The sequence below is a fragment of the Streptomyces globisporus genome (assembly GCF_003501885.1).
GTDB lineage: Bacteria > Actinomycetota > Actinomycetes > Streptomycetales > Streptomycetaceae > Streptomyces > Streptomyces globisporus_D.
This window is the reverse complement of the sequence record NZ_QWFA01000018.1, coordinates 1-20578: the sequence shown is the minus strand read 5'-3', so window position 1 is coordinate 20578 and position 20578 is coordinate 1. Positions and strand designations below refer to the sequence as shown.

The 20578-nt window shown below is 72.2% G+C and carries 22 protein-coding genes; 12 read left to right on the top strand and 10 right to left on the bottom strand.

Going from position 1 to position 20578, the window contains the following annotated elements:
- The first annotated feature begins 191 nt into the window (after positions 1-191).
- The 4 genes from cbiE (at position 192) to D3105_RS05220 (ending at position 2996) form a co-directional block, all read left to right on the top strand.
- Positions 192-1469, top strand: coding sequence for a precorrin-6y C5,15-methyltransferase (decarboxylating) subunit CbiE (cbiE, locus tag D3105_RS05235; protein ID WP_118900410.1), 1278 nt, complete (start codon positions 192-194; stop codon positions 1467-1469).
- Entirely contained in the window at positions 1466-2215 is a 750-nt protein-coding gene (gene cobM / locus D3105_RS05230) for a precorrin-4 C(11)-methyltransferase (RefSeq protein ID WP_118900408.1), read from the top strand. Before cbiE ends, cobM begins: the two co-directional genes overlap by 4 nt.
- 21 nt (positions 2216-2236) lie before the next feature.
- Complete coding sequence (locus tag D3105_RS05225; protein WP_240646810.1) at positions 2237-2488, top strand: e9imm peptide; 252 nt, start codon at positions 2237-2239, stop codon at positions 2486-2488.
- Positions 2489-2582: 94 nt separating this feature from the next.
- Positions 2583-2996, top strand: a complete 414-nt coding sequence (locus D3105_RS05220; RefSeq protein ID WP_118900405.1) for an SCO4402 family protein — start codon at positions 2583-2585, stop codon at positions 2994-2996.
- A gap of 86 nt (positions 2997-3082) precedes the next feature.
- Here D3105_RS05220 and D3105_RS05215 read toward each other — a convergent pair whose 3' ends face one another.
- From D3105_RS05215 to D3105_RS05205, 3 genes are all read right to left on the bottom strand, one after another.
- Positions 3083-4528, bottom strand: a complete 1446-nt coding sequence (locus D3105_RS05215; RefSeq protein ID WP_118900403.1) for a flotillin family protein — start codon at positions 4526-4528, stop codon at positions 3083-3085.
- A gap of 129 nt (positions 4529-4657) precedes the next feature.
- Positions 4658-5167: a hypothetical protein gene (locus tag D3105_RS05210; RefSeq protein WP_118900401.1), complete on the bottom strand. Its 510-nt coding sequence runs from the start codon at positions 5165-5167 to the stop codon at positions 4658-4660.
- A 105-nt stretch (positions 5168-5272) separates the two neighbouring features.
- Positions 5273-5758 (bottom strand): peroxiredoxin, encoded by a 486-nt coding sequence (locus D3105_RS05205; RefSeq protein ID WP_118900399.1) that lies wholly within the window; start codon positions 5756-5758, stop codon positions 5273-5275.
- 219 nt (positions 5759-5977) lie between these two features.
- Between D3105_RS05205 and D3105_RS05200 the strand changes: the two genes are divergently transcribed.
- Both D3105_RS05200 and D3105_RS05195 read left to right on the top strand, forming a co-directional pair.
- Positions 5978-6727, top strand: a complete 750-nt coding sequence (locus D3105_RS05200; protein ID WP_118900397.1) for an alpha/beta fold hydrolase — start codon at positions 5978-5980, stop codon at positions 6725-6727.
- 158 nt (positions 6728-6885) lie between these two features.
- Complete coding sequence (locus D3105_RS05195; RefSeq protein ID WP_206272656.1) at positions 6886-8616, top strand: SpoIIE family protein phosphatase; 1731 nt, start codon at positions 6886-6888, stop codon at positions 8614-8616.
- A gap of 25 nt (positions 8617-8641) precedes the next feature.
- On the opposite strand, the gene D3105_RS05190 is transcribed toward D3105_RS05195, so the two are convergent.
- Together D3105_RS05190 and D3105_RS05185 are read right to left on the bottom strand one after the other, a co-directional pair.
- Positions 8642-9493: a GNAT family N-acetyltransferase gene (locus D3105_RS05190; protein WP_118900395.1), complete on the bottom strand. Its 852-nt coding sequence runs from the start codon at positions 9491-9493 to the stop codon at positions 8642-8644.
- A 90-nt stretch (positions 9494-9583) separates the two neighbouring features.
- The gene (locus D3105_RS05185) at positions 9584-9832 is read right to left on the bottom strand and encodes a hypothetical protein (protein WP_118900393.1); all 249 of its coding nucleotides are present in this window, start codon (positions 9830-9832) and stop codon (positions 9584-9586) included.
- 220 nt (positions 9833-10052) lie between these two features.
- On the opposite strand from D3105_RS05185, the gene D3105_RS05180 reads away from it, so the two are divergent.
- The gene (locus D3105_RS05180; protein WP_118900391.1) at positions 10053-11402 is read left to right on the top strand and encodes a ParB/Srx family N-terminal domain-containing protein; all 1350 of its coding nucleotides are present in this window, start codon (positions 10053-10055) and stop codon (positions 11400-11402) included.
- Between the two features lie 24 nt (positions 11403-11426).
- Here the strand turns inward: D3105_RS05180 and D3105_RS05175 are convergent, their stop codons facing one another.
- The 4 genes from D3105_RS05175 to D3105_RS05160 form a co-directional block, all read right to left on the bottom strand.
- Entirely contained in the window at positions 11427-12080 is a 654-nt protein-coding gene (locus D3105_RS05175; protein WP_206272654.1) for a hypothetical protein, read from the bottom strand.
- On the bottom strand, positions 12077-13348 hold the full coding sequence (locus tag D3105_RS05170; protein WP_118900389.1) for an MAB_1171c family putative transporter: 1272 nt from the start codon (positions 13346-13348) through the stop codon (positions 12077-12079). Before D3105_RS05170 ends, D3105_RS05175 begins: the two co-directional genes overlap by 4 nt.
- 65 nt (positions 13349-13413) lie before the next feature.
- Entirely contained in the window at positions 13414-14001 is a 588-nt protein-coding gene (locus D3105_RS05165; RefSeq protein ID WP_118900387.1) for a toxin, read from the bottom strand.
- Between the two features lie 39 nt (positions 14002-14040).
- Positions 14041-14598 (bottom strand): hypothetical protein, encoded by a 558-nt coding sequence (locus tag D3105_RS05160; RefSeq protein ID WP_118900385.1) that lies wholly within the window; start codon positions 14596-14598, stop codon positions 14041-14043.
- 405 nt (positions 14599-15003) lie between these two features.
- Here D3105_RS05160 and D3105_RS05155 point away from each other — a divergent pair, with 405 nt between their 5' ends.
- The 4 genes from D3105_RS05155 to D3105_RS05140 all read left to right on the top strand — a co-directional run bounded on the left by D3105_RS05155 (position 15004) and on the right by D3105_RS05140 (position 17949).
- Positions 15004-15327, top strand: coding sequence for a MerR family transcriptional regulator (locus tag D3105_RS05155; protein WP_118900382.1), 324 nt, complete (start codon positions 15004-15006; stop codon positions 15325-15327).
- Positions 15328-15614: 287 nt separating this feature from the next.
- The gene (locus tag D3105_RS05150; RefSeq protein ID WP_030707104.1) at positions 15615-15818 is read left to right on the top strand and encodes a cold-shock protein; all 204 of its coding nucleotides are present in this window, start codon (positions 15615-15617) and stop codon (positions 15816-15818) included.
- Between the two features lie 245 nt (positions 15819-16063).
- The gene (locus tag D3105_RS05145) at positions 16064-17632 is read left to right on the top strand and encodes a DEAD/DEAH box helicase (protein ID WP_118900380.1); all 1569 of its coding nucleotides are present in this window, start codon (positions 16064-16066) and stop codon (positions 17630-17632) included.
- A gap of 104 nt (positions 17633-17736) precedes the next feature.
- Positions 17737-17949, top strand: a complete 213-nt coding sequence (locus tag D3105_RS05140; protein ID WP_118900378.1) for a hypothetical protein — start codon at positions 17737-17739, stop codon at positions 17947-17949.
- Between the two features lie 36 nt (positions 17950-17985).
- Here D3105_RS05140 and D3105_RS05135 read toward each other — a convergent pair whose 3' ends face one another.
- Entirely contained in the window at positions 17986-19071 is a 1086-nt protein-coding gene (locus D3105_RS05135) for an acyltransferase family protein (protein WP_118900376.1), read from the bottom strand.
- Positions 19072-19346: 275 nt separating this feature from the next.
- Here D3105_RS05135 and D3105_RS05130 point away from each other — a divergent pair.
- Positions 19347-20578 (top strand): cation:proton antiporter (locus tag D3105_RS05130; RefSeq protein ID WP_118900374.1); only part of this gene is annotated, 1232 nt, incomplete at its 3' end.

Here is a 20578-nt window from a genome sequence, read left to right as displayed (position 1 = left end):
TCGTTCTTCGTCCTACACAGGGGACGTCGGGGCCGATGGACGCTTCTCGACACCACGCGCGAAACTTCTTCGGATTCACCCGGCGGGGTGGGGGGAACGGGGCGTTCAGTAAAGTGCGGCTGCGCCTCGTCTCCGCTCGTCGCGCCCGCTTTTGCTCCCTCCCCGCACCCCGAACGACGAGGTCCCGGCCCGTGCCCCCATCGCCCTCCCCAGCCCCGCTTCCGTACCCCGTCACCGTCGTGGGGATCGGCGCGGACGGCTGGTCCGGGCTCTCCGGCACGGCACGGGAGGAGCTGCGCGGCGCGGAAGTGCTGATCGGCGGGGCGCGCCAGCTGGATCTGCTGCCGCCGGAGTGCGCCGGGGTACGGGTGGCCTGGCCGTCCCCGCTGCGGCCGGCCGTCCCCGGGCTGCTCGCCGAGCACGGGAAGCGCCGGATCGCGGTGCTGGCGAGCGGGGACCCGATGTTCTACGGGATCGGGCGGGCGCTCGCGGAGGAGCTGGGGCCGGAGGGGCTGCGCGTGCTGCCGCACCCGTCCTCCGTCTCGTACGCCTGCGCGCGGCTCGGCTGGCCACTGGAGGACACGGAGGTCGTGACGCTGGTGGGCCGCCCGGCGGCGCGTCTGGCCGCCTCCCTGTACGCGGGGCGGCGGCTGCTCGTCCTGAGCGCGGACGCGAGCACTCCGGCGACGGTCGCGGCGCTGCTGACGGACCGGGGATTCGGCCCGAGCAGGGTGCGGGTGCTGGAGCAGCTGGGCGGCGAGGACGAGGAGCACGTCGAGGGCGTCGCGGAGGCCTGGGCGCACGAACCCGGGGACCGGCTGAACGTCGTCGCGATCGAGTGCCGGGCGGCGGCGGATGCGCTGCGGCTGGGCACGGTGCCGGGTCTGCCGGACGCGGCCTACGAGCACGACGGTCAGCTCACCAAGCGGCACATCCGGGCCGCCACGCTGGGCACGCTGGCGCCCGCGCCGGGGGAGCTGCTCTGGGACGTGGGCGGCGGCTCGGGCTCGATCGCGATCGAGTGGCTGCGGGCCCACCGGTCCTGCCGGGCGGTGAGCGTGGAGCGGGACCCGGTGCGGGCCGAGCGGATCACCCGTAACGCGGAACGCCTGGGCGTCCCCGGCCTGCGGGTCGTCACGGGCCCGGCGCCTTCGGCCCTGGCCGAACTCGACGTTCCGGACGCGGTGTTCATCGGCGGCGGCCTGACCGCGCCGGGCCTGCTGGACGCGTGCTGGGAGGCGCTGCGGCCGGGGGGCCGGCTGGTCGTGAACACGGTGACGCTCGAGTCGGAGGCGCTGCTGGCCGAACGGCACAAGGCGTACGGCGGCGAGCTGGTGCGGCTGTCGGTCGCGCACGCCGTGCCGGTCGGCGGGTTCACGGGGTGGCGGCAGGCGATGCCGGTGACGCAGTGGTCGGCGACCAAACCCTCATCTTCAGACGTAAGTTCGCACATGGGAGACAGACGATGACCGTGTACTTCATCGGCGCGGGTCCCGGCGCCGCCGACCTGATCACGGTGCGCGGCGCCCGGATCCTCGCCGCCAGCCCGGTCTGCCTGTACGCGGGCAGCCTGGTCCCGGTGGAACTGCTGGCCGAGTGCCCGGCGGACGCCCGCCTGATCGACACGGCGAACCTGGACATCGACCAGATCACGGAGGAGCTGGTCCGGGCTCATGCGGACGGCCACGACGTGGCGCGGCTGCATTCGGGGGACCCGTCGGTGTTCAGCGCGGTGAACGAGCAGATGAAGCGCCTGGACGAGGCGGGCGTGCCGTACGAGGTCGTCCCCGGCGTCCCCGCGTTCGCCGCTGCAGCCGCGGCTCTGAAGCGCGAGCTGACGGTCCCGACGGTCGGTCAGACGGTGATCCTGACCCGCATCGCCCAGCGCGCCACGGCGATGCCGGAGGGCGAGGACCTGGCCACGCTGGGCCGCAGCGGCGCGCTGATCGTGCTGCACCTGGCGGCCCGGTACGTGGACCGGGTGGTCGACGAACTGCTCCCGCACTACGGCGCGGACTGCCCGACGGCGGTGGTGGCGATGGCGTCCCGCCCGGACGAGATCATCCTGCGCGGCACCCTGGACTCGATCGCCGCACAGGTGAAGGCGGCGGGGGTGATCCGGACGGCGGTCATCATGGTGGGCCGCACACTGGGCGCGGAGCAGTTCCGGGACAGCCACCTGTACTCCCCGGAGCGGGACCGGCACGTGTGCTGAGGGGGCAGGGGAGGGGACGGCATGCGAGGCGACGCGAACGCGGTCACGAACGGCAGGATGAGCCGCGATGAGGCGCTGTCGTTGGTGCGGCGTCTGCTGAACGACACCGGCGACACCGGCGAGGCGGAGGCGGACGAGATCCTCGACGCCTTGGAACGCGGCCTCGCCTGCCCGCACATCAGCGACTACATCTACTGGCCCCTCCCGGACTCCGACCCCACTCCGGAAGAGATCGTCGACCGAGCACTGGCCTATCGGCCGACAGTGCTCTGACCTGGAGGGCGGGCCTTGCTTGATCGCGGCAGCCACGGCGGGTGCCGGTGGCTCGGCCGGTTCTGGCCCTGCCCGCTTCGCTGGGGTCCGTTCCGTGGACGATGACAGGGTGATCATGGCGCGGGCCCGGATGCATGTGGTGCCTGCGGTGTTGGCGTTGGCCAATCCGCCCTGGCAGCGGGACGTGTGGCTGGATCCGGAGGTGTTCGAGGACCTGGAGTACGTCATCCACACGCTTTTCGACGACTTCTGCGATGCCGAGCATCCGGAGCGCTATCTCGGGATCGGTCTGCGCAGTGAGGAAGAGGTCGTTCTCCTGCGGGAGTTGGACCGCGCGCTGACCGTCGCCGAGGCGCAGGCTCCGGGTGGTTTCGACGCGGAGATGCTGCGCGTCGAGGGGTGGGCGGAGGTGGTGGCCGTGGCGGGGCGGTTGGCGCAGGTCATGGTCGCCAATGACCTGGGGGAGATCCTCGCGCTGCAAGAGGGGCAGGGTGCCGCCGAGGTGTGAGGCGGGCGGTTCGGGCCGGCGGACATGGGTGTGCCCGGGGGCCACTGTGTGGCTCCCGGGCACGGGTGCGTGCTTCGTGTTGCGCGTCAGCCCTTGATCTCGATCTCGCCGTTCGACTCGGACGCGGCCGTGTCCGGGGTGGTGGTCGGGGACGGGACCGTCGTCGTGCGGTTCTTCAGGTTCTCCAGGAGGGACGCGAGGTCCACGCCCGTCGTCGAGCTGAGCAGTTCCATGCCCTGCGAGACGTTGTCGGTGACCGTCCGGGCCAGCTGGCTCGCGCCGTCCGTGGAGATGACCGTCATCTTGTCGATGGCGCTCAGCGGCTCCGAGGCCTTCGCGACGACGCTCGGGAGGACCTCGACGAGCATCTGGAGGACGGCCGCGTCGCCGTACTGGGCGAACGCGTCGGCCTTCTTCTGCATGGCCTCGGCCTCGGCCGCACCCTTGGCGGCGATGGACGCCGCCTCCGCCTCGCCCTCGATGCGGACCGCGTCGGCCAGCGCCGAACGGTGCAGCTTCTCGCCCTCACCGGTCAGGCGCGAGCGCTGCGCGTCGGCCTCGGCCTCCTTGACCAGGGCGATGCGGCGGGCCTCCGCCTCCTGCTCGGCCTGGTAGCGGGCGGCGTCGGCGGGCTTACGGACCTTCGTGTCCAGCTCGCGGTCGGTCAGGGCCGCCTGGCGCTCGGCGACCTTCTCCTGCTCGGCGAGGACTTCCTGCTGGCGGGCCGCCTCGGCGAGCGGGCCGGCGGCGTTGGCCTTGGCGGCCGCGGCTTCCGTCTCGGCCTTGATCTCGGCCTGCTTCAGGTAGTACGTCCGCTCGGCGATGGCGATCTCCTCGGCCGCCTTCAGCCGGGCCTGCTCCGATGCCCGCTTCGCGATGGCCTCGGCGATGTCCGCCTCCTGCTTGGCGCGGGCGGCCTCCGGGCGGCCGAGGTCCTCCAGGTAGGAGCCCTCGGTGGTGATGTCCTGGATCTGGAAGGCGTCCAGGATCAGGCCCTGGCCGGAGAGGCTGGCCTCGGCCTCCTCCGCGACCTGGCCGGCGAACGCGGCCCGGTCCCGGATGATGTCCTCCACCGACATCCGGCCGACGATAGCGCGCAGCGCGCCCGAGAGCACTTCCTGCGTGAAGCCGACGATGCCGTCCTGCTGCTGGAGGAAGCGCTGGGCCGCGGCGCGGATCGCGTCCTCGCTGCCGCCGACCTTGACGATCGCGACGCCTTCGAGGTTCGACTTGACGCCGCGCAGCGTCACCGCGCCGCGCACGGAGATCGGGATGTGGCGGCTGGAGAGGTCCAGGGTGAACTTCTGCTGGACGAACGGCACGACGAAGACGCCGCCGCCCACGACGACCTTCTGGCCGCTGTTGTCGATGCTGGTGCGTCCGGTGACCGGGTCCGTCGACTTCTTGCCGCGGCGGCCGGTGATGATGAACGCCTCGCTGGGCCCGGCCACCTTGTAGCGCGTGATGACGACGAGGCCGAGCAGGACGAGGAGTACGACGATGCCGATGACGGCGATGACTACTGGACTCATGAGGTTTGTCCCCCCTGCCTCCCTTGGGGGACGGCAGATCGTTGTGGAGCGGGCCTTGCTGTGGACGTGGAGGTGGCGGTGGAGTCGGTCAGGGTGGGGCGGTCAGGTGGGTGGGGCCGGTGTGCGTGGTCAGCGCTCCACCGGGCGTACCGCGACCGATGTGGTCGACAGTGCCTCTTCCACCCAGATCTCGGTCCCGCGCGCGACGGGCGTCGCCGATTTGGCCGCGTACTTCACCGGCTGGCCGCCCAGGCGCAGCAGCACCTCGCCGTAGCCCTCGGCCGGAATGGCCGTCACCACGGAACCCGAGGTGCCGACCAGGTCGGAGTCGCGCGGGGTGGCGTGCGTCTGGTCGCGCATCAGGGCCCTGCTGAGCTTCCAGGTCAGCCAGCCCGCGACCAGGCCGGCGGCGACGCCGACGACGGTGGCCACGAGCGTCCCGGCGCCGGTCGCGCCGAGCACGATCGCTCCGCCGAAGCCGAGCATCGAGAGGAAGCCGGCGATCACCGGAAGCGAGAGCAGCCCGTCGAAGAGGCCGTCCACGACGCCGTCGAAGAGCCCTTCGAGGACCCCGTCGAAGATCAGGGAGAGGGTCAGCAGGACGATCCCCGCAATGCCGAGACCGAGAAAGAAGGTCACGCGATCACTCCCCTGCCTGTCGACTTCCCCCGAGTGTTTTTCGTCGATCTGGCTGGATGATCCCATACACGACCCGCTCCGGTCACTGCCGGGATCCGGCAACCTTTACGCGCCTTTGATGCCGGACAGATGGTTCGTGAGGGTGTCGAGCGACTGGAAGGTCGCTCCGAGCAACGCCACGTGCTTCCAGCGCAGGACCCCGTCCGGGTCGATGAGGAAGACCGCCCGCCGCACTCCGATGCCCGGCGCGGAGACCCCGTACGCCTTGGCGATCTCCCGGCCCTCGTCGGCCAGCAGCGGCATGCGCAGGCCGAAGGCGCGGGCGAACGACTCATGGCTGTCCACACCCTGTGGACTGATCCCCCAGACGTCGGCGTCGAGCCCCTCGAAGGCCTCCATGCCCGAGGAGTACGAGCACAGCTGCTTCGTGCAGACCGAGGTGTTGTCCCCCGGGTAGAACGCGAGGACCACGGATCGGCCACGGGCTGCGGAGAGGCGGTAGTCGGCGCGGTCGAAGGTCTCGCCCGACAGGACTCCGCCCGGGAGGGTGAAGTCGGGTGCCTCGGTGTTGAGTTGGGGGCCTGATGCCATGGGAAGGCTCCTTGGGTGAGTGGTACACGGACGCTCCGTCGTCGCGACCGTACCGGGGGCGGCACTTTCCCGGACCGGCGAGTCGTTGATCGGGGGGATCCCGTCGGGTCGGTCGAGATCCGTCGGGATGCGTCGAGCCGTCCGCCCATCCGGGGCGGCCTCGGCGCCGAATACGGGGAGAGGGGGCGCTGCGCCCCGCACCCGGACCTGGAGGTACGCGTGGCCCAACGACCGCCGTCGGCAGCGGTTCTCGTTCTGCACGGAGGGCGCGAGACCGGTACGGAGCCCCCGCCGCCAGGTCTCCTCAATCTGCCCGGCACCCGCATGCGCCCCTTCGTCCGGGCCGTCGGCCGGGCCGCCCGCGCCTCCGGCGGCAACGTGCTCGTGACGCCGGTGCGGTACGGCCACCGGGGCTGGAACGGCGACCGCGCGGACCCCTTCCACGACGCCGTGGCCGCCCTCGACGCGCTGCGGGAGGAAGCGGGCGACGACCTGCCGGTGGTGCTCCTGGGCCATTCCATGGGGGCGCGCGCCGCCCTCCGCGCCGCCGGGCACCCCCTCGTGCGGGGCGTCGTCGGGCTCGCCCCCTGGTGTCCGCCGGGGGACCCGGTCACCCAGCTCGCCGACCGTGACATCGTCCTCGTCCACAGCGACCGGGACCGGATGACCAGCCCCCAGGCCACCCAGTCCCTCACCGCCCGGGCCCGCCGCGCCGGCGCCCGTACGTGCATGGTCACCGTCCGGGGCGGCGACCACGCCATGATCCGGCGGGCCTCCGCCTGGCACCGGCTCACCACCGGGCTGGTCACCGGACTGCTGGGTTCCGGCAGTCTGCCGGGTCCGGTCGGCGAGGCCCTCGCCCTGCCGCCCACCGCCGAGGCCACCGAGGGCACCCTCGATCTGGACCTCGACCTCGGCCTCGACCTGGGTCCCGATCCCGGGCGGTTCGGGGCCGGGACTCGCGCCTAGGGCCGGTCGGCGCACCGCCGTCTGCCGGGCGACGCCCCGCCCCGGGCCCTCGCCCGGCCCGGACGAGAGCCCCGGGAACCCGCCTGCTCTCCTGCGGATGCGGTACAGGATGCCGCGGCCGACGATGGAGGCTCGGGAGCCGACGAGCGGTGGGAGGCATGCTCTTGCAGGCCGACACGTGCGACGACGGCATGCCGTCGTTCTTCGACCCGAAGACCGTCGCGGCCCTGTTCGACGGCAATCCCGCCGCCGTCGCGGTGCTCGACCACGATCTCCGCTACACCTACGTCAACCCTGCACTCGAACGGCTCAACGGCCTCCCCGCCCGCTCCCACATCGGGCGGACCTTCTCCCAGGTGCTGCCCGGGCTGCACGGCCAGGCCGCCGCCCTGCGCGACGTGCTGGCCGACGGCAACCCCCGGGAAGTGACGATCAGCGGGCGGACCTGGGCGCCGACCGAGGAGGAGCAGCAGCTCTGGCGGGCCACGTACCACCGGCTCGACGCGGGCGGGGAGGGCTGCGGGCTGATGGCGATCGTCGTCGAGATCACCGACATCGCCCGGCAGCGCGAGGAGCTGGAGCAGGCCCGCGGCCATGTCGCCCTGCTCTCCACCGCCGCCGTCCGGATCGGCACCACGCTCGACGTGGACACCACCTGCCGGGAGCTGACCGACTTCGTGGTGCCCGACTTCGCCGACGTCGCGGTGGTCGACGTGTTCCCCGCCGACGTGGGGCACTCCGTACGCCGCCCGGAGCCCGGCGTCGTACGGCTGCGCCGCGCCGCGCTGCGGGGCGAAGGCGAACTCGACGAGCAGGTGCAGCGGTTCGGCGACCCCGGGGAGTACGTCGACTTCCCACCGGACTCCGCGGTGACCCGCTGTCTGACGGAGAACCAGCCGGTCATCGATGACTGGGACGACCGCGGCGAGGAGCGCAGCGCCCTCACCACCGACCGGATCGCCGCCTCCCGGGCGCTCGGGCTGCGCGAGGCGATCGTCGTCCCGCTCACCGCCCGGAGCCGGCCGCTCGGCACGCTCACCCTTGTCAGGGCGGAGGGCTCCCCCGCCTTCGGCGACCAGGACGTGGCCGTCGCCCGCGAGCTCGCCGTGCGCGCGGGCGTTGCCATCGACCACGCCCGCCGTTACGACCACGAGCACAGCATCGCCCGCGAGCTTCAGCGTTCCCTGCTCTCCGAGCCGTGGGGGCCCGCCTCCCACGTCGAGGTCGCCACCCGTTACCGCCCCGCCGACGAGGGCGTCCTGGTCGGCGGGGACTGGTTCGACGTCGTCCCGCTCCAGGACGGCCGGCACCTCAAGGCGATGGGCGACGTGATGGGGCACGGAGTGGAGGCGGCCGTCGCGATGAGCCAGTACCGCTCGCTGCTGCGGCTGCTGGCACAGGAGGACCTGCCGCCGCACCGGATCCTGGAGCAGCTCGACACCATGGTGGAGCGGTCCGGACTGGACCGGGCGGCGACCTGTCTGCTCGCCGTCGTCGACCGGTTCGGCGGGGTGTGCGAGGTGGCCAGCGCGGGCCATCTGCCGCCGGTCTTCATCGACCCGGGCGCCGCCGGGGCCCGGGTCGTGCCGGTGCCGGTGGGGCCGCCGCTGGGCACCGGGTTCGGCGGCTACCGGACCGCGTCCGTGCCCTGCGGCCCGGGGACCGTGCTGTTCATGTACACCGACGGCCTGGTGGAGCGCCGGGGCGAGGACATCGACGTGTCCGTGCAGCGGCTGGCCTCGCTGACCATGCCGCCGGGCGGGCGCCTGGAGGACCTGCTCGACCGGGTGCTGGACCGGTTCGGCGAGGACGCGGAGGACGACATCGCCGTGCTCGCGTCCAGGATCCGCGAGGGTCCGCCGGTGGTGCGGCCGACCCCTGCGGAGTGACGGCTGCTGTTTCCATGAGCCCCGGTCAGCCCAGTTCCAGGCTCGTGATGCCGTACAGGCCCGGCCGGTCGATCACCGGTTCCGGGCCGCTGTACATCCGCGCCGTGTCGAACGACGGGGTCAGGCCCAGCTCCCCGGCCAGCCGCACCGCCGCCGGATTGATGTCGGGTACGTCGACGGCGACCGGGGTGTGTGGCGCGGTGGCCGCGACCGCGCTGACCAGGGCCGCCGCCACGGCGGGGGAGTCGGCGTACAGGGGGCCGATCCGGGACGCCGCGCGGCAGGCCCGCAGCACCGCGAGGCCCTGGAGCCCGCCGTCCCCTACCGCCGCGAGGGCCGTGCGGCCGGGGGCGGTGATCCAGGCGGCCAGAAAGGTGTCCCGGGCGGCCGGGAAGTACCGCCGGTCGTAGGCGGCGAGCAGGTCGAACGGCACGCTGCGGGCGTCGATCAGGGTGGTCCCCGGCGGCGGCGCGATGTCCGGCGGGGGCGTTCCCTCGTACCGCGCGTTGCTCCAGCAGGTGCGGAAGCCGGAGCGGCGGTAGTTGTCCTGCTGCGCGGGCACCCCGTCGAGGCCGACGGTGCGCCCGGCGAGGCGGGCCGTGCCGGCCTGCCAGGTCCGCAGCCCGTAACCCTGTCCGCGCAGATGGGGGCGGGTCAGGTAGAAGCCCAGGAAGCCGTACGCGTCGCCGTGGCGGACGACGGAGACGGAGGTGACCGGCTCGCCGTCCAGCCGGCCGAACAGGAAGCCGCCGGGGTCGGTCGCGAAGAAGACCCCGCCGTCGTGCAGGCCCGGGTTCCAGCCCTCCTCGTGGGCCCAGGCGCTCAGCGTCACGATGTCCTCGGCGCGGGCCGCGGTGATCTCGAAAGGGTTCGGCACGGCACAGTCGTACCCCGGCCGGGCATCGTTCAGTGGCCGGAGGCGGGGCGATTTCCGGCCTTTCGGGCGGGCTGCTGAGGAAGGGGTCGCTCAGGCCGCTTCCGGGTTCTCCCGCTTCCGGCTGCGCAGCTGCCGCAGGACGAGGGCGGCCGAGGTGATCAGCGGCAGCATCCCCGCCACCGCGTCGGCGGTGTTCAGCTTGTCGTGCGTGCCCTTGGCCCGGCGGACCTGCTTGGACGCCCTGACGACCGCGAGCGCGCTGCTGCCCAGGCTCAGGACGAGCCCGGCCTTGCTGCCGCGCAGGCCCTGGGCGGGTTTCGCGGACCGTTTCTTCGCCATCGGGGACACCTCCAGCCGGTGGGGCCCGTCCGTTCGCGGGCGCGCCCTCACCGTCCACGTAACCGGGTGTCCGACGCCCCCGCAAACGCGGGGGCGTCGGACACGGGAGGTCCCGGCGCGGCGCCCCGGCGCCATCCCTCGTTCACATGGTGTCCGTGCGGGGGTCGTCGGGCCTTGCGATGGTCCCCGGCGGAAGACCATTTCGCGGGAGGGGACGTTCATGAACCGATCGAGAGCGCTGTTGCTCGCCGGGGTGCTGGCGGCGGGCACGGCCGTGGCCGGGGCGGGCACCGGGGCGGCGGCAGCGGACCCCTGTTCCGGGAGCGGGCCGCTACCGCGGACCTGCGCGCAGCCGGGGGACCTGATCGACGTCACGCTCGGCGAACTGCACCCCACCCAGGCCGTACTCGGCTTCGACCAGGTCTTCTACAAGCTCGGCCGGTACGGCGGCGGCCGCGACGAGGCGGCGGGCGACGTCAACAAGCGCTTCGACGACTGGTGCGAGACCAACGGCCAGGAGGAGGCGGCCTCGGCCGGCCCCGGCGCCCGGCTGGACGACCCGTCGAGCTTCTCCTGCACCGTGCCGGTCGGGCTGGAGACCCCGGAGACCGTCGCTCCGATGAAGACGGCCGTGATCGGGCCCGGCGGCAAGCTGTACCTGACCGACGGTCACCACACGCTGACGTCCTTCCTGGAGGGCCCCGACGGCTCGCCCCGGATGCACATCCGGCTCCGCGTCACCGACAACTTCAGCGCGCTGTCCCCGGCCGCCTTCTGGCAGCGGATGGCCGCCGAGAAGAAGGTGTGGCTGCGCGACGAGAACAACCGGCCGCTCGGTGTGGAGCAGCTTCCGGACCGGCTGGGCATCACGCACTTCCGCGACGACCCGTACCGCAGCCTCGTCTACTTCACCCGGGACATCGGTTACGAAGTCCCGGACGGGGCGACGGAGTTCCTGGAGTTCTCCTGGGGGGCGTGGCTGCGCGGCGAGCACGACACGGCCGCGTACGACCTGACCGCCCCGGGCCCGTACCTCGACCTGGTGAAGCGCGCCTCGCAGTCGATGGCGGCGCTCGCGCCCGACGCGGTCGTCGACGACGGGAGGACCGCCGCCCAGCTCGGCCGGATCGACGAGTGGAACGGCGGGAAGAAGGAGACGGGCGGGGAGTTCGCCAAGCTGGGCAAGCCGCTGAGCGACCCCAAGCCGGGCAAGCTCGCCGAGGCCCTGGAGCACAAGGCCCGCGTGCTGCCCCTGCCCGCCTGCACCACCACGGTCACCGGGCCCCGCAACGGCCCCCTGGTCGTGACGAGCGGCGTCACCTGCCTGGACAGGGCCGCCCAGCGCGGCCCCGTCGTCGTCCGCCCCGGGGCGGCCCTCGTCGTCACCGGCTCCACGGTGGACGGCCCGCTCCAGGCCGACCGGGCGACGGCGGTCCACCTGTGCGGTTCGCGCGTCGCCGGGCCCGTCGTGGTGAGCCGCAGCTCAGGCCCCGTACGGATCGGCGGCCCGGGCTGCACCGCGAACACCCTCGAGGGACCCGTCGTACTCACGGGCAACGCCGCACGCTGAGCGGCCCCTCGGCTGAGCGACCCCTCAGATGAACGCGTATGCCACCGTCGTCGCCGCCCCCAGGCCCGCGCCCGCCAGGGTCTGGGCGACGGTGTGGTAGCCGAGAGCGACCCGGGACCAGCAGACCGCCGCCGTCAGCGCGTACGCGGCGATCCACCAGGGGGAGTGCACGACGGCGAGGAGCGAGACGGCCGCCGAGGCCACCGCCGAGTCGACCGAGATCTTCCACACCGTGTTGACGGCCAGCAGACCGATCGTCATCACCCACAGCGCGAGCATCGCGACGAGGATCCCGGTCGGCGCGTTCCCCAGCACCATCACCACCGAGCCGGCGCCGATCGAGCCGAGGATCACGAAGAAGATCGGCGCCCGTTTCGTACGGTCCACCACATGGCGGTCGCCCCAGGTGCCGCGTCCGCGCTCCCACTCGATGTACCCGGCCGGGATCAGCCCGGCGCAGAGTGCCCCGAGGAAGCCCCAGAGCAGCCCGGTCCAGTCGCCGCCCGCCGCCGCGAGGCCGATGCCGAGCATGCCGGCCAGCAGCACGTTGCGCGGCTGGAGGACGTCGGTGACGGTGCGCGCCACGGAGGACGTGCGGGCGGAGGCGGTGGGGGTTCCCTCGTCGGTCGTCCCTCGGCCCGGGGCGGCGTCGGTCGTGGGTGCCGTGGTGCCGGTCATGCGCTCGTCTCCGTCGTGCGGGCCGTGTCGGCCGTGGCTGTGGCGAGGACGGCGCGGGCGCGCTCCTCGTCCACCGTCCGGTACGCGGCGGCGACCCCGACCAGCCGGGCCACCTCGCCGTCCTGGTCCGCGGCATGCTGGGAGGCGACCGTCGCGGCGCCTCCGGCGGGTGCGCCGGACTCCTTCGCGAGCAGGGCGGCCCGGATCCAGTAGGCGTCGGTGAGGGACGCGGCGCGGCGCGGATCGTCCGTGTCGCGGGCGGCGGCCCGTCCGGCGGCGTCGAGCAGCCCGTCGGGCACGTAGTGGCGCAGCTTCTCGGCGGCGTCCGCGATGTCGGCGGCCCAGCGGTCCACCCGCAGGTCGGCCGGGACGTTGAACCGGGTCAGCTCGCGGGGCAGGGACGCGGGCGGGTCGAACGGCTGCTCCGGGAACGCGGCCATCAACTCGTACCAGAGGGCGTGCAGTCCGACCTGGGCCCGCCACAGCCTGGCCCGGCGGGCGCCGGCCGCGAACGCGGGGATGGACGCGCCGAGGGCGAAGAAGGCGAACAGCACCAGCTGCGCGGCCTCGGTGATCTGGTCGAAGCGCAGGGCGAACGCCTCGGTCGGCTCGTCGACCACGCTGATCCACAGGAAGAGCGTGCGGCTGACGGTGTAGCCGACGCCGATGAACATCGCGAACGTCATCATCCCGAGCCCGATGCGCAGATGGCGGCGGCGGGCGTCGAGGGTGGCCAGCGCCCACTGGAAGGCGCAGACGGCGGAGGCGGCCCCGAGGTAGAGGTAGAAGACGCTCATGTAGAGCGTGGCGCCCCACTCGCCGGCGTGGTCGGAGACGAAGCGGTCCGAGGGCTCGGAGCGGTCGACGACGGTGAAGAACAGGACGGTCAGCAGGATCAGCGTGGCGACGGAGGCCTTGGCCGCCAGCTTCTGGACGAGCCGCGCGAACCGTACGTGGCGGGGGACCGCGCCTTCTTCGGGGTAGCTGCCGTAGATGGCCACGATGTAGCTGAGGATGGCCAGAATTGCCACCGTGGCGGTGTAGTGCTTGATGAGGACGGCGAGGTCGGTGACGGCGCTGTTGTTGAGGCCGATGCGGACCGCCTCGGTCTTCGTCCACAGGGCGATGGCGAATCCGGCGTAGCAGCCCCACAGCGCCCGGCGTCTGCGATCCTCCTCGTCGCCCCACAGGGCAGCGGGCATACGCCACAGGGCAACGGCCGTCATCAGGCCCGCTATGAGGTAGCCGGCGAGATCGAGGGGGGTCACGGCGGTGTTCGTCCTCGGGTTCGGGGTGCGGGGGTGGGGCCCGCGGGCGAGACCGGTGGCACGTGTCAGGTGTCGCCGGACCGTCTTCCGGGGAAGAAGCCGCGCCTTCGATGCGCCACCGGGCGGGACAGGGAGTTGTCCAGCCGCCCCACCATGTCATCGGTGGTGAGGTCCCGCGCCATCCGGGGGATCAGGGAGGCACCGAATTCGGCCATGCGTTCGTCATGGGTGTCGTACTGGGCGCGGGCCTGGACGGTGCCGCCGCCGGAGGCGAAGGACGCGGCGGCGGCCGGGGAGATCATCCGGGCGATCAGCGAGGTGTCGAAGACCGGCAGGAGCGTGCGCAGTCGCTCCGCGTCGAGCGTGGTGCCGTGGTCGAACCACTCGTGGCACAGCTCGTGCAGGATCACGTGCTGGGTCTGGTACGCGGTCGGCCTGCGGCGGTAGAGGACGAGGCTGGTGGGGCCCGCCTTCAGGCGCAGTCCGCAGGCGGCGTTGACGCGGGCGAGGCGGTCCGGCATCTCGTGCAGCCGGATCGTGCGCCCGCTCGCCTCCTCCATGTTCGCGACGAGCCCGTCCAGGGTGAAGGGAACCGGGATGGGCAGGTCGGCGAGCCCGGCCTCGCACTCTTTCCGCAGTTTCCGCAGGGACATGACGAAGACGCTACGCTGCCGGGCCCGCGCGAGGGCGCTTCACCGCGGAATCTCTCCCACCGCTCCGCCCGCTCCCCCGCTCCCCGGGTCGTCCTTCTCGCGGGCCGCGTCCTCCAGCAGGGACAGGGCGAACCGCAGCAGCTCCGGCGGGAGCCCGTCGTCGTCCAGGCCCCGTCCCGCCAGACCGCTGATCTCGCCGGTGCGCCGCTTGGCCAGGAACTGGAGCCCGGCGACGACGTCGTCGACGACCTCGGACTCCTCCTTGAAGAAGCGCCAGTCCACGCCGAACCCCAGCCCGAGGGCCTTGAGGATGTCCTCGGAGGGCTGGGTGACCTTGCCGGCCAGGATGTTGGAGAAGTAGCTGTGCGACAGCGAGCCGCCGCGGTCGCGGACCAGTTCGGCGAAGACCCGGCCCGAGATCTTCTGGCCGGGGAAGGTCTTCTCGACCATGTACTCGACTTTTTCCCGCAGCGAGTCGAAGCGGGGCAGCTCGTCGGGACCGGGGGCGTCGACGGGTTCCGGACCGCGTTCGTCGCCGTCGTCCATGGCCATCCGGGCCTCCACGATCACCTCGGAGTCGGAACTGAGCTTGCGCAAACACTCTACGTCACTGTTAACTCGAAAAAACACGGGCAGGGGACCACGAGGGGAGTCCCTTGCCCGTGAATGATCCCGTACCCCGCCGTGCCCGGAACCGGCTCCGGACAGGGGTGTAGCCCTTCACGACGGGGGATGCGTGAAGGGCTACGCGTGCATTATGGCCCCGCGGTACTCCCGACGACAACTGACCGGTCGGTCAGTGATCCGCGGAAGGCCCGCGAGGGCGGATCCGCGCTGCCCTCCGCGGCCATCCGAATCTGTTCCGGTCGCGATAGACATGCCCTCGCGGGACGATTAGGGTTTCTTGTGCAGTCACGGGAAACAGTGGTACGCAGCAGAGGTGCACCCCGCAGGCGTACGGCGCCCGGCTCCTCCGGTCCGCGCGTGACGGAAGAGGTGCAGATGCCCCCGGAGACCCCCTCGCACGCCGCCGACCGTCTCGACGACGACGACTACCCCGCCTACACGATGGGGCGCGCCGCGGAGATGATCGGTGCGACGCCGGGGTTCCTCCGGGCGATCGGCGAGGCCCGCCTGATCACCCCGCTGCGGTCCGAGGGCGGCCACCGCCGCTACTCCCGCTACCAGTTGCGCATCGCCGCCCGCGCCCGCGAGCTGGTCGACGCCGGCACGCCCGTCGAGGCCGCCTGTCGCATCGTCATCCTGGAGGACCAGTTGGAGGAGGCGCTGCGCCTCAACGAGGAGCTGCGCGGCCGCTCCGGCTGAATATCTGTTTTCGGCAGCACAGAATTTCGCGCAATGCGCGATGAGGCTTTTCGTGTTCCGGCCCGGCCGGTGATTTCAGGCACTGCCTCTTCCGGTTCGTCGTGCTAGTCTTGATCTCAGTTGCAGTTGTGGTTCCCAAAAACTTCAAGTGCTCCTGCCGATCGGATGTCGGCGGGCGCACTTTTGTCTTTCCGGTTTTCTTGTTTCTTCCGGACGGGGTAATCATCGCGGCGACGTGGGGTTCGCACAGTGTGGACCCGCGGGCTCTGCCCCTAAGGAGATATGACATGGCTACTGGAACCGTGAAGTGGTTCAACTCGGAAAAGGGCTTCGGCTTCATCGAGCAGGACGGCGGCGGCGCCGACGTCTTCGCCCACTACAGCAACATCGCCTCCAGCGGCTTCCGTGAGCTGCAGGAAGGCCAGAAGGTGACCTTCGACGTCACGCAGGGCCAGAAGGGCCCGCAGGCCGAGAACATCGTCCCCGCCTGATCATTCAGGCAGCACGGCGCAGCTGGGGCCCGCACCTTGGGGTGCGGGCCCCAGCTCGTTGTCGTTTCCGGGGCCCGCCGCGCGCGGCCCCCGACGGAGCCGCGTCCGGTGACCTGATTCCCGGCGGCCGGGCTCCGTTTTCTTTTGTCATTTCATCGGCTCGTTCTTGCGATTCCGGGTGCCGTTCACGGTCGTTTCCCCGAAAAAGAATCCCTCGATACGCGCCCATCGAGGAGAGGTTCTGCATGAATCGCGAACGCACACCCCGCTCGAACGACCGGTTCTCCCGGACCCGTTCCGGCGGTGCCCCCCGCTACTCCGGCGGTGGCGGCGAGCGCCGGGCCGCGGGCTTCGGCGGCGGCCCCAAGCGCTCCGGCGGCTCGGGCCGGCCCGGTGGTCACAGCCGCCGTTCCCCCTCCGGCGTCAAGGGCGAGTTCGCCCTGCCGGTGACGCTCACCCCGGCCCTCCCGGCCGCCGAGACCTTCGGTGAGCTGGAGATGCCCGCACCGCTGAAGGCGGCACTGACCGCCGAGGGCATGACCGTGCCCTTCCCGATCCAGGCGGCCACCCTGCCGAACTCCCTGGCCGGCCGGGACGTCCTGGGCCGCGGCCGCACCGGCTCCGGCAAGACCCTCGCCTTCGGCCTCGCGCTGCTGGCCCGCACGGCCGGCCGCCGGGCCGACGCCAAGCGCCCGCTCGCCCTGGTCCTCGTGCCCACCCGGGAACTGGCCCAGCAGGTCACCGACGCGCTCACCCCGTACGCCCGGCCGCTGAAGCTGCGCATCGCCACCGTCGTCGGCGGCATGTCCATCGGCCGTCAGGCCAGTGCGCTGCGCGGCGGCTCCGAAGTCGTCGTCGCCACCCCGGGCCGCCTCAAGGACCTGATCGAGCGCGGCGACTGCCGGCTGGACCGGGTCACCATCACCGTCCTCGACGAGGCCGACCAGATGGCCGACATGGGCTTCATGCCGCAGGTCACCGAGTTGCTCGACCAGGTGAACCCGGACGGGCAGCGGATGCTCTTCTCGGCCACCCTGGACCGCAACGTCGACCTGCTGGTGCGGACCTACCTTAAGGACCCGGTCGTGCACTCCGTCGATCCGGCCGCCGGTGCGGTCACGACGATGGAGCACCACGTGCTGTACGTCCAGGGCGCGGACAAGTACGCGACCACGACGGAGATCGCGGCCCGCGACGGCCGCGTGATCATGTTCCTGGACACCAAGCACGCGGTGGACAAGCTCACCGACCACCTGCTGCACAGCGGGGTCCGGGCGGCGGCGCTGCACGGGGGCAAGTCGCAGCCGCAGCGCACCCGCACCCTGGAGCGCTTCAAGACCGGGCATGTCACGGTCCTGGTAGCCACCAATGTCGCGGCGCGCGGCATCCACGTCGACAACCTCGACCTGGTCGTCAACGTGGACCCGCCGAGCGACCACAAGGACTACCTGCACCGCGGCGGCCGTACCGCCCGTGCCGGGGAGTCCGGCAGCGTCGTCACGCTGGTGCTGCCCAACCAGCGCCGCGAGATGACGCGGCTGATGGCGGACGCCGGGATCACCCCGCAGATCGCCCAGGTCCGCTCCGGCGAGGCCGAGCTGAGCCGGATCACCGGTGCGCAGGCGCCCTCCGGTGTCCCGGTCGTCGTCACCGCCCCGCCCAAGGAGCGCTCCGGCCGCGGTGGCGGCGGCGCGTTCATGGGCCGCGGCACCAAGCGCGGTGGCGGGGCCCCGGCCCGGCGCGGCCGTCCCGGAGTGCCGACGCCCGAGGAGCGGGCGGCCGCCGCGCAGCGCCGGAAGAACCGCGCGGCGTGAGCCCTACGGCCCCGGCGCCACGGTCAGGTGACTGTCTGTAACAAGGCGCCGGGGCGGGGCGTCGGTCCCCGCCCCGGGGCCAGGCCGCCTCCAGGATGGGCGCCATGAAGAGGAAGCTGACCGCGTTAGGCGTGACGGTGGTGGCGTCCGTGCTGCCCACCGCCGCCGTCACCGCCGCCCACGCCGACGAGACGCACACCGACTCCCACAACGGCCCGCAGGTGGCCCTGATCGCGACGGGCCAGATCGACGATCCGCTGGAGGGCGTCCTGGAGCATGTCGCGGTGCTCGGCCGGACCGTCGTCGAGGATCACTGAATCCGTGCCCCCCCGGCCCGGCCGTCCGGTGGCGTCTCAGGACGCCGGGGCGGCCGGTGGTTTCTGCCGGGCCCACGTCATGCGCGGCTCCAGCAGCGGGCGCAGCAGCCGCCGGACCGGGGGCGTGCAGAGCAGGGTGATGACGGCGATCGCGCCCAGGGTGACGGCGACCGTGCCCAGCGTGGTGTCGAAGAACGGGTCATCGTAGAAGCCGCCGTACTTCAGGCTCCGGACGACGAAGCCGTGGAGCAGGTACCCGTACAGCGTGCAGGTGCCGAGCACGGTCATCCAGCTCCTGCCCTTGGGCACCCAGGCGAGGAAGCAGGCGCCCAGCACGAGCGCGGCCAGGAACAGCAGGAGCGTGGTCATCGGGCCCGTCCACTCGGCGATGCTCATCTCCTGGGCGCTGTTCTTGCGGAAGAACAGGGAGGTCGAGGTCCGGGGCACCAGCCAGTACGCCAGCAGCATCCCGGCCACGAACACCGGCACCGAGACGACCCGCACCCAGGTGGACCGGACGAGGGCGAAGTGCTCCGGGCGCAGCCGCAGGCCGAGCACGTAGAACGGCAGGAACTGGAGCATGCGCTGGATCTGGAGGGACCCGTCGGCGGCCGGTGACACCGTCGCGAGGGCGGCGACGGCGAGGGAGACCAGCACCGGGAAGCGCACGGTCTGCCAGACCGGGGTGGACAGCCGCCAGAAGAACAGGGCGGGCAGGAACCACAGCAGCCAGTAGGGCTCCAGCATCGACAGCGGGAAGTCCGGTTTGTCGGCGGCCCGCTCGAACAGTGTGTAGAGGGCCTCGAACAGGATGTAGGGCACCAGCAGGCTGGTCACCAGCTTCCACACCCGGTCCGGGCGCAGTTCGAAGTTCCGCGAGAAGTAGCCGGCGATCAGGATGAACACCGGCATGTGGAACGTGTAGATGAAGGTGTAGGCGGCTTCCACGAGGCGCCCGGGCGGCAGGGGCTCCCAGGCGTGCCCGACGGCCACCAGCACGATCGCCAGGTACTTCACGTTGTCGAAAAAGGGGTCCCGGCCGTCGGACGGCGGTTCTCCGGTCTCCGGGGCGGCGGCAGCGGCGGTGGGGCGCGGCTGCTCGGAGGTGAGGGGGGAAGGCATCCTGACACCCTAGAACGCGAAGGCGTTCCCTCCACCCGCTGTGTCATGCATCACTTATGGATGGTCCGTGCGGGCGGCGCGCACCACTCGCCGGTGCGGCGGCGCAGCGCGTCCCGACGGCGGGGGCCGCCCTCGAGGGGCTCGCTGACTTCGCATTCAACGGCCCCCCCGGGTCGCCGCCCGGCACGCCGGTGCGGGAGAACGGCTGACGGGGACGGGTTCGCCGAGGGTGTCATAACGGGTGATTCCGGGGCGTTCCTTGCTATACACGAGCGATGGAGTACCCGGGCACCCTCGTTCTGATCATGGCCCTGGCGGTTCTCGCCCCGCTGCTCGGTTACGCGACCGGGCGGTGGCTGCCGGTCCCCGTCGTCATCTTCGAGATCGTGCTCGGGATCCTGGTCGGGCCCGATGTGCTCGGCTGGGCCCATCACGACCAGGTCATCGACACCCTGTCCGACCTGGGGCTCTCGATGTTGATCTTCCTGGCGGGGTACGAGATCAAGTTCGCGGAGGTCCGCGGTGACACGCTGCGCCGGGCCGGCGGGGCCTGGGTGCTGTCGTTCGCCGCCGGGCTCGGCGTCGCCCTGCTGCTGAGCGGGGCGGACCTGGCGAAGAGCCTGGTCATCGGCACCGCGCTGACCAGTACCGCGCTGGGCGCCGTTCTGCCGATCCTGCGGGACTCCGGGCGTCTTGAGGGGCGGTTCGGGTCGGTGGTGATGGCGTTCGGGTCGGTGGGGGAGTTCGGGCCGATCATCGCGATGGCCCTGCTGTTCAGCGGGCGGAGCCCGGGGGCGGCGAGCGTGGTGCTGGCCGTGTTCGCCGTCGTCACGGCGGGCGCGGTGTTCTGGGCGATGCGGCCCAGGCCGCCGTGGTTCGCCCGGATCATCGCGGTGACCCTGCACTCCAGCGGCCAGTTCGCCGTGCGTTTCGTGATGCTGCTGCTGGCCGGGATGCTGGGGCTCGCTCATGTCTTCGGGCTGGACACGCTGCTCGGCGCGTTCGCCGCGGGGATGCTGACCCGGCTCGTCCTCCAGGGGGCGGTGCCCGAGCGCAGCGACGCGATCCTGGAGCGGGTCGAGGCGATGGGCTTCGGCTTCCTCGTGCCGTTCTTCTACATCGTCACGGGCATCGACTTCGACCTCGCGGCGCTCCTGGACGGCGGCCGCCCGCTGGCGCTCCTGCCGGTCTTCCTGTTGCTGTTCCTGCTGGTGCGCGGGGTTCCGGCGTATCTGCTGGCCCCGCGCGATCTGACCGGGCGGGCCCCGCGGGCCGCGCTCGGGCTCTTCACCTCGACGTGTCTGCCGCTGGTGGTCGCGATCACCGCGATCGGCCTGGACGAGAAGGTGATCGGGGCGGGGGAGGCCGCCGCCCTGGTCGCCGCCGCGATGGTGTCGGTGCTGGTGTTCCCGCTGCTGGCGTTCCAGCTGCTGCGCGGGGAGGAGGGCGGGGGTGGACGCAAGGCCGTTCCGGGGCGGGGGGCGGCGGAGAGCGGGGAGGTGTGGTG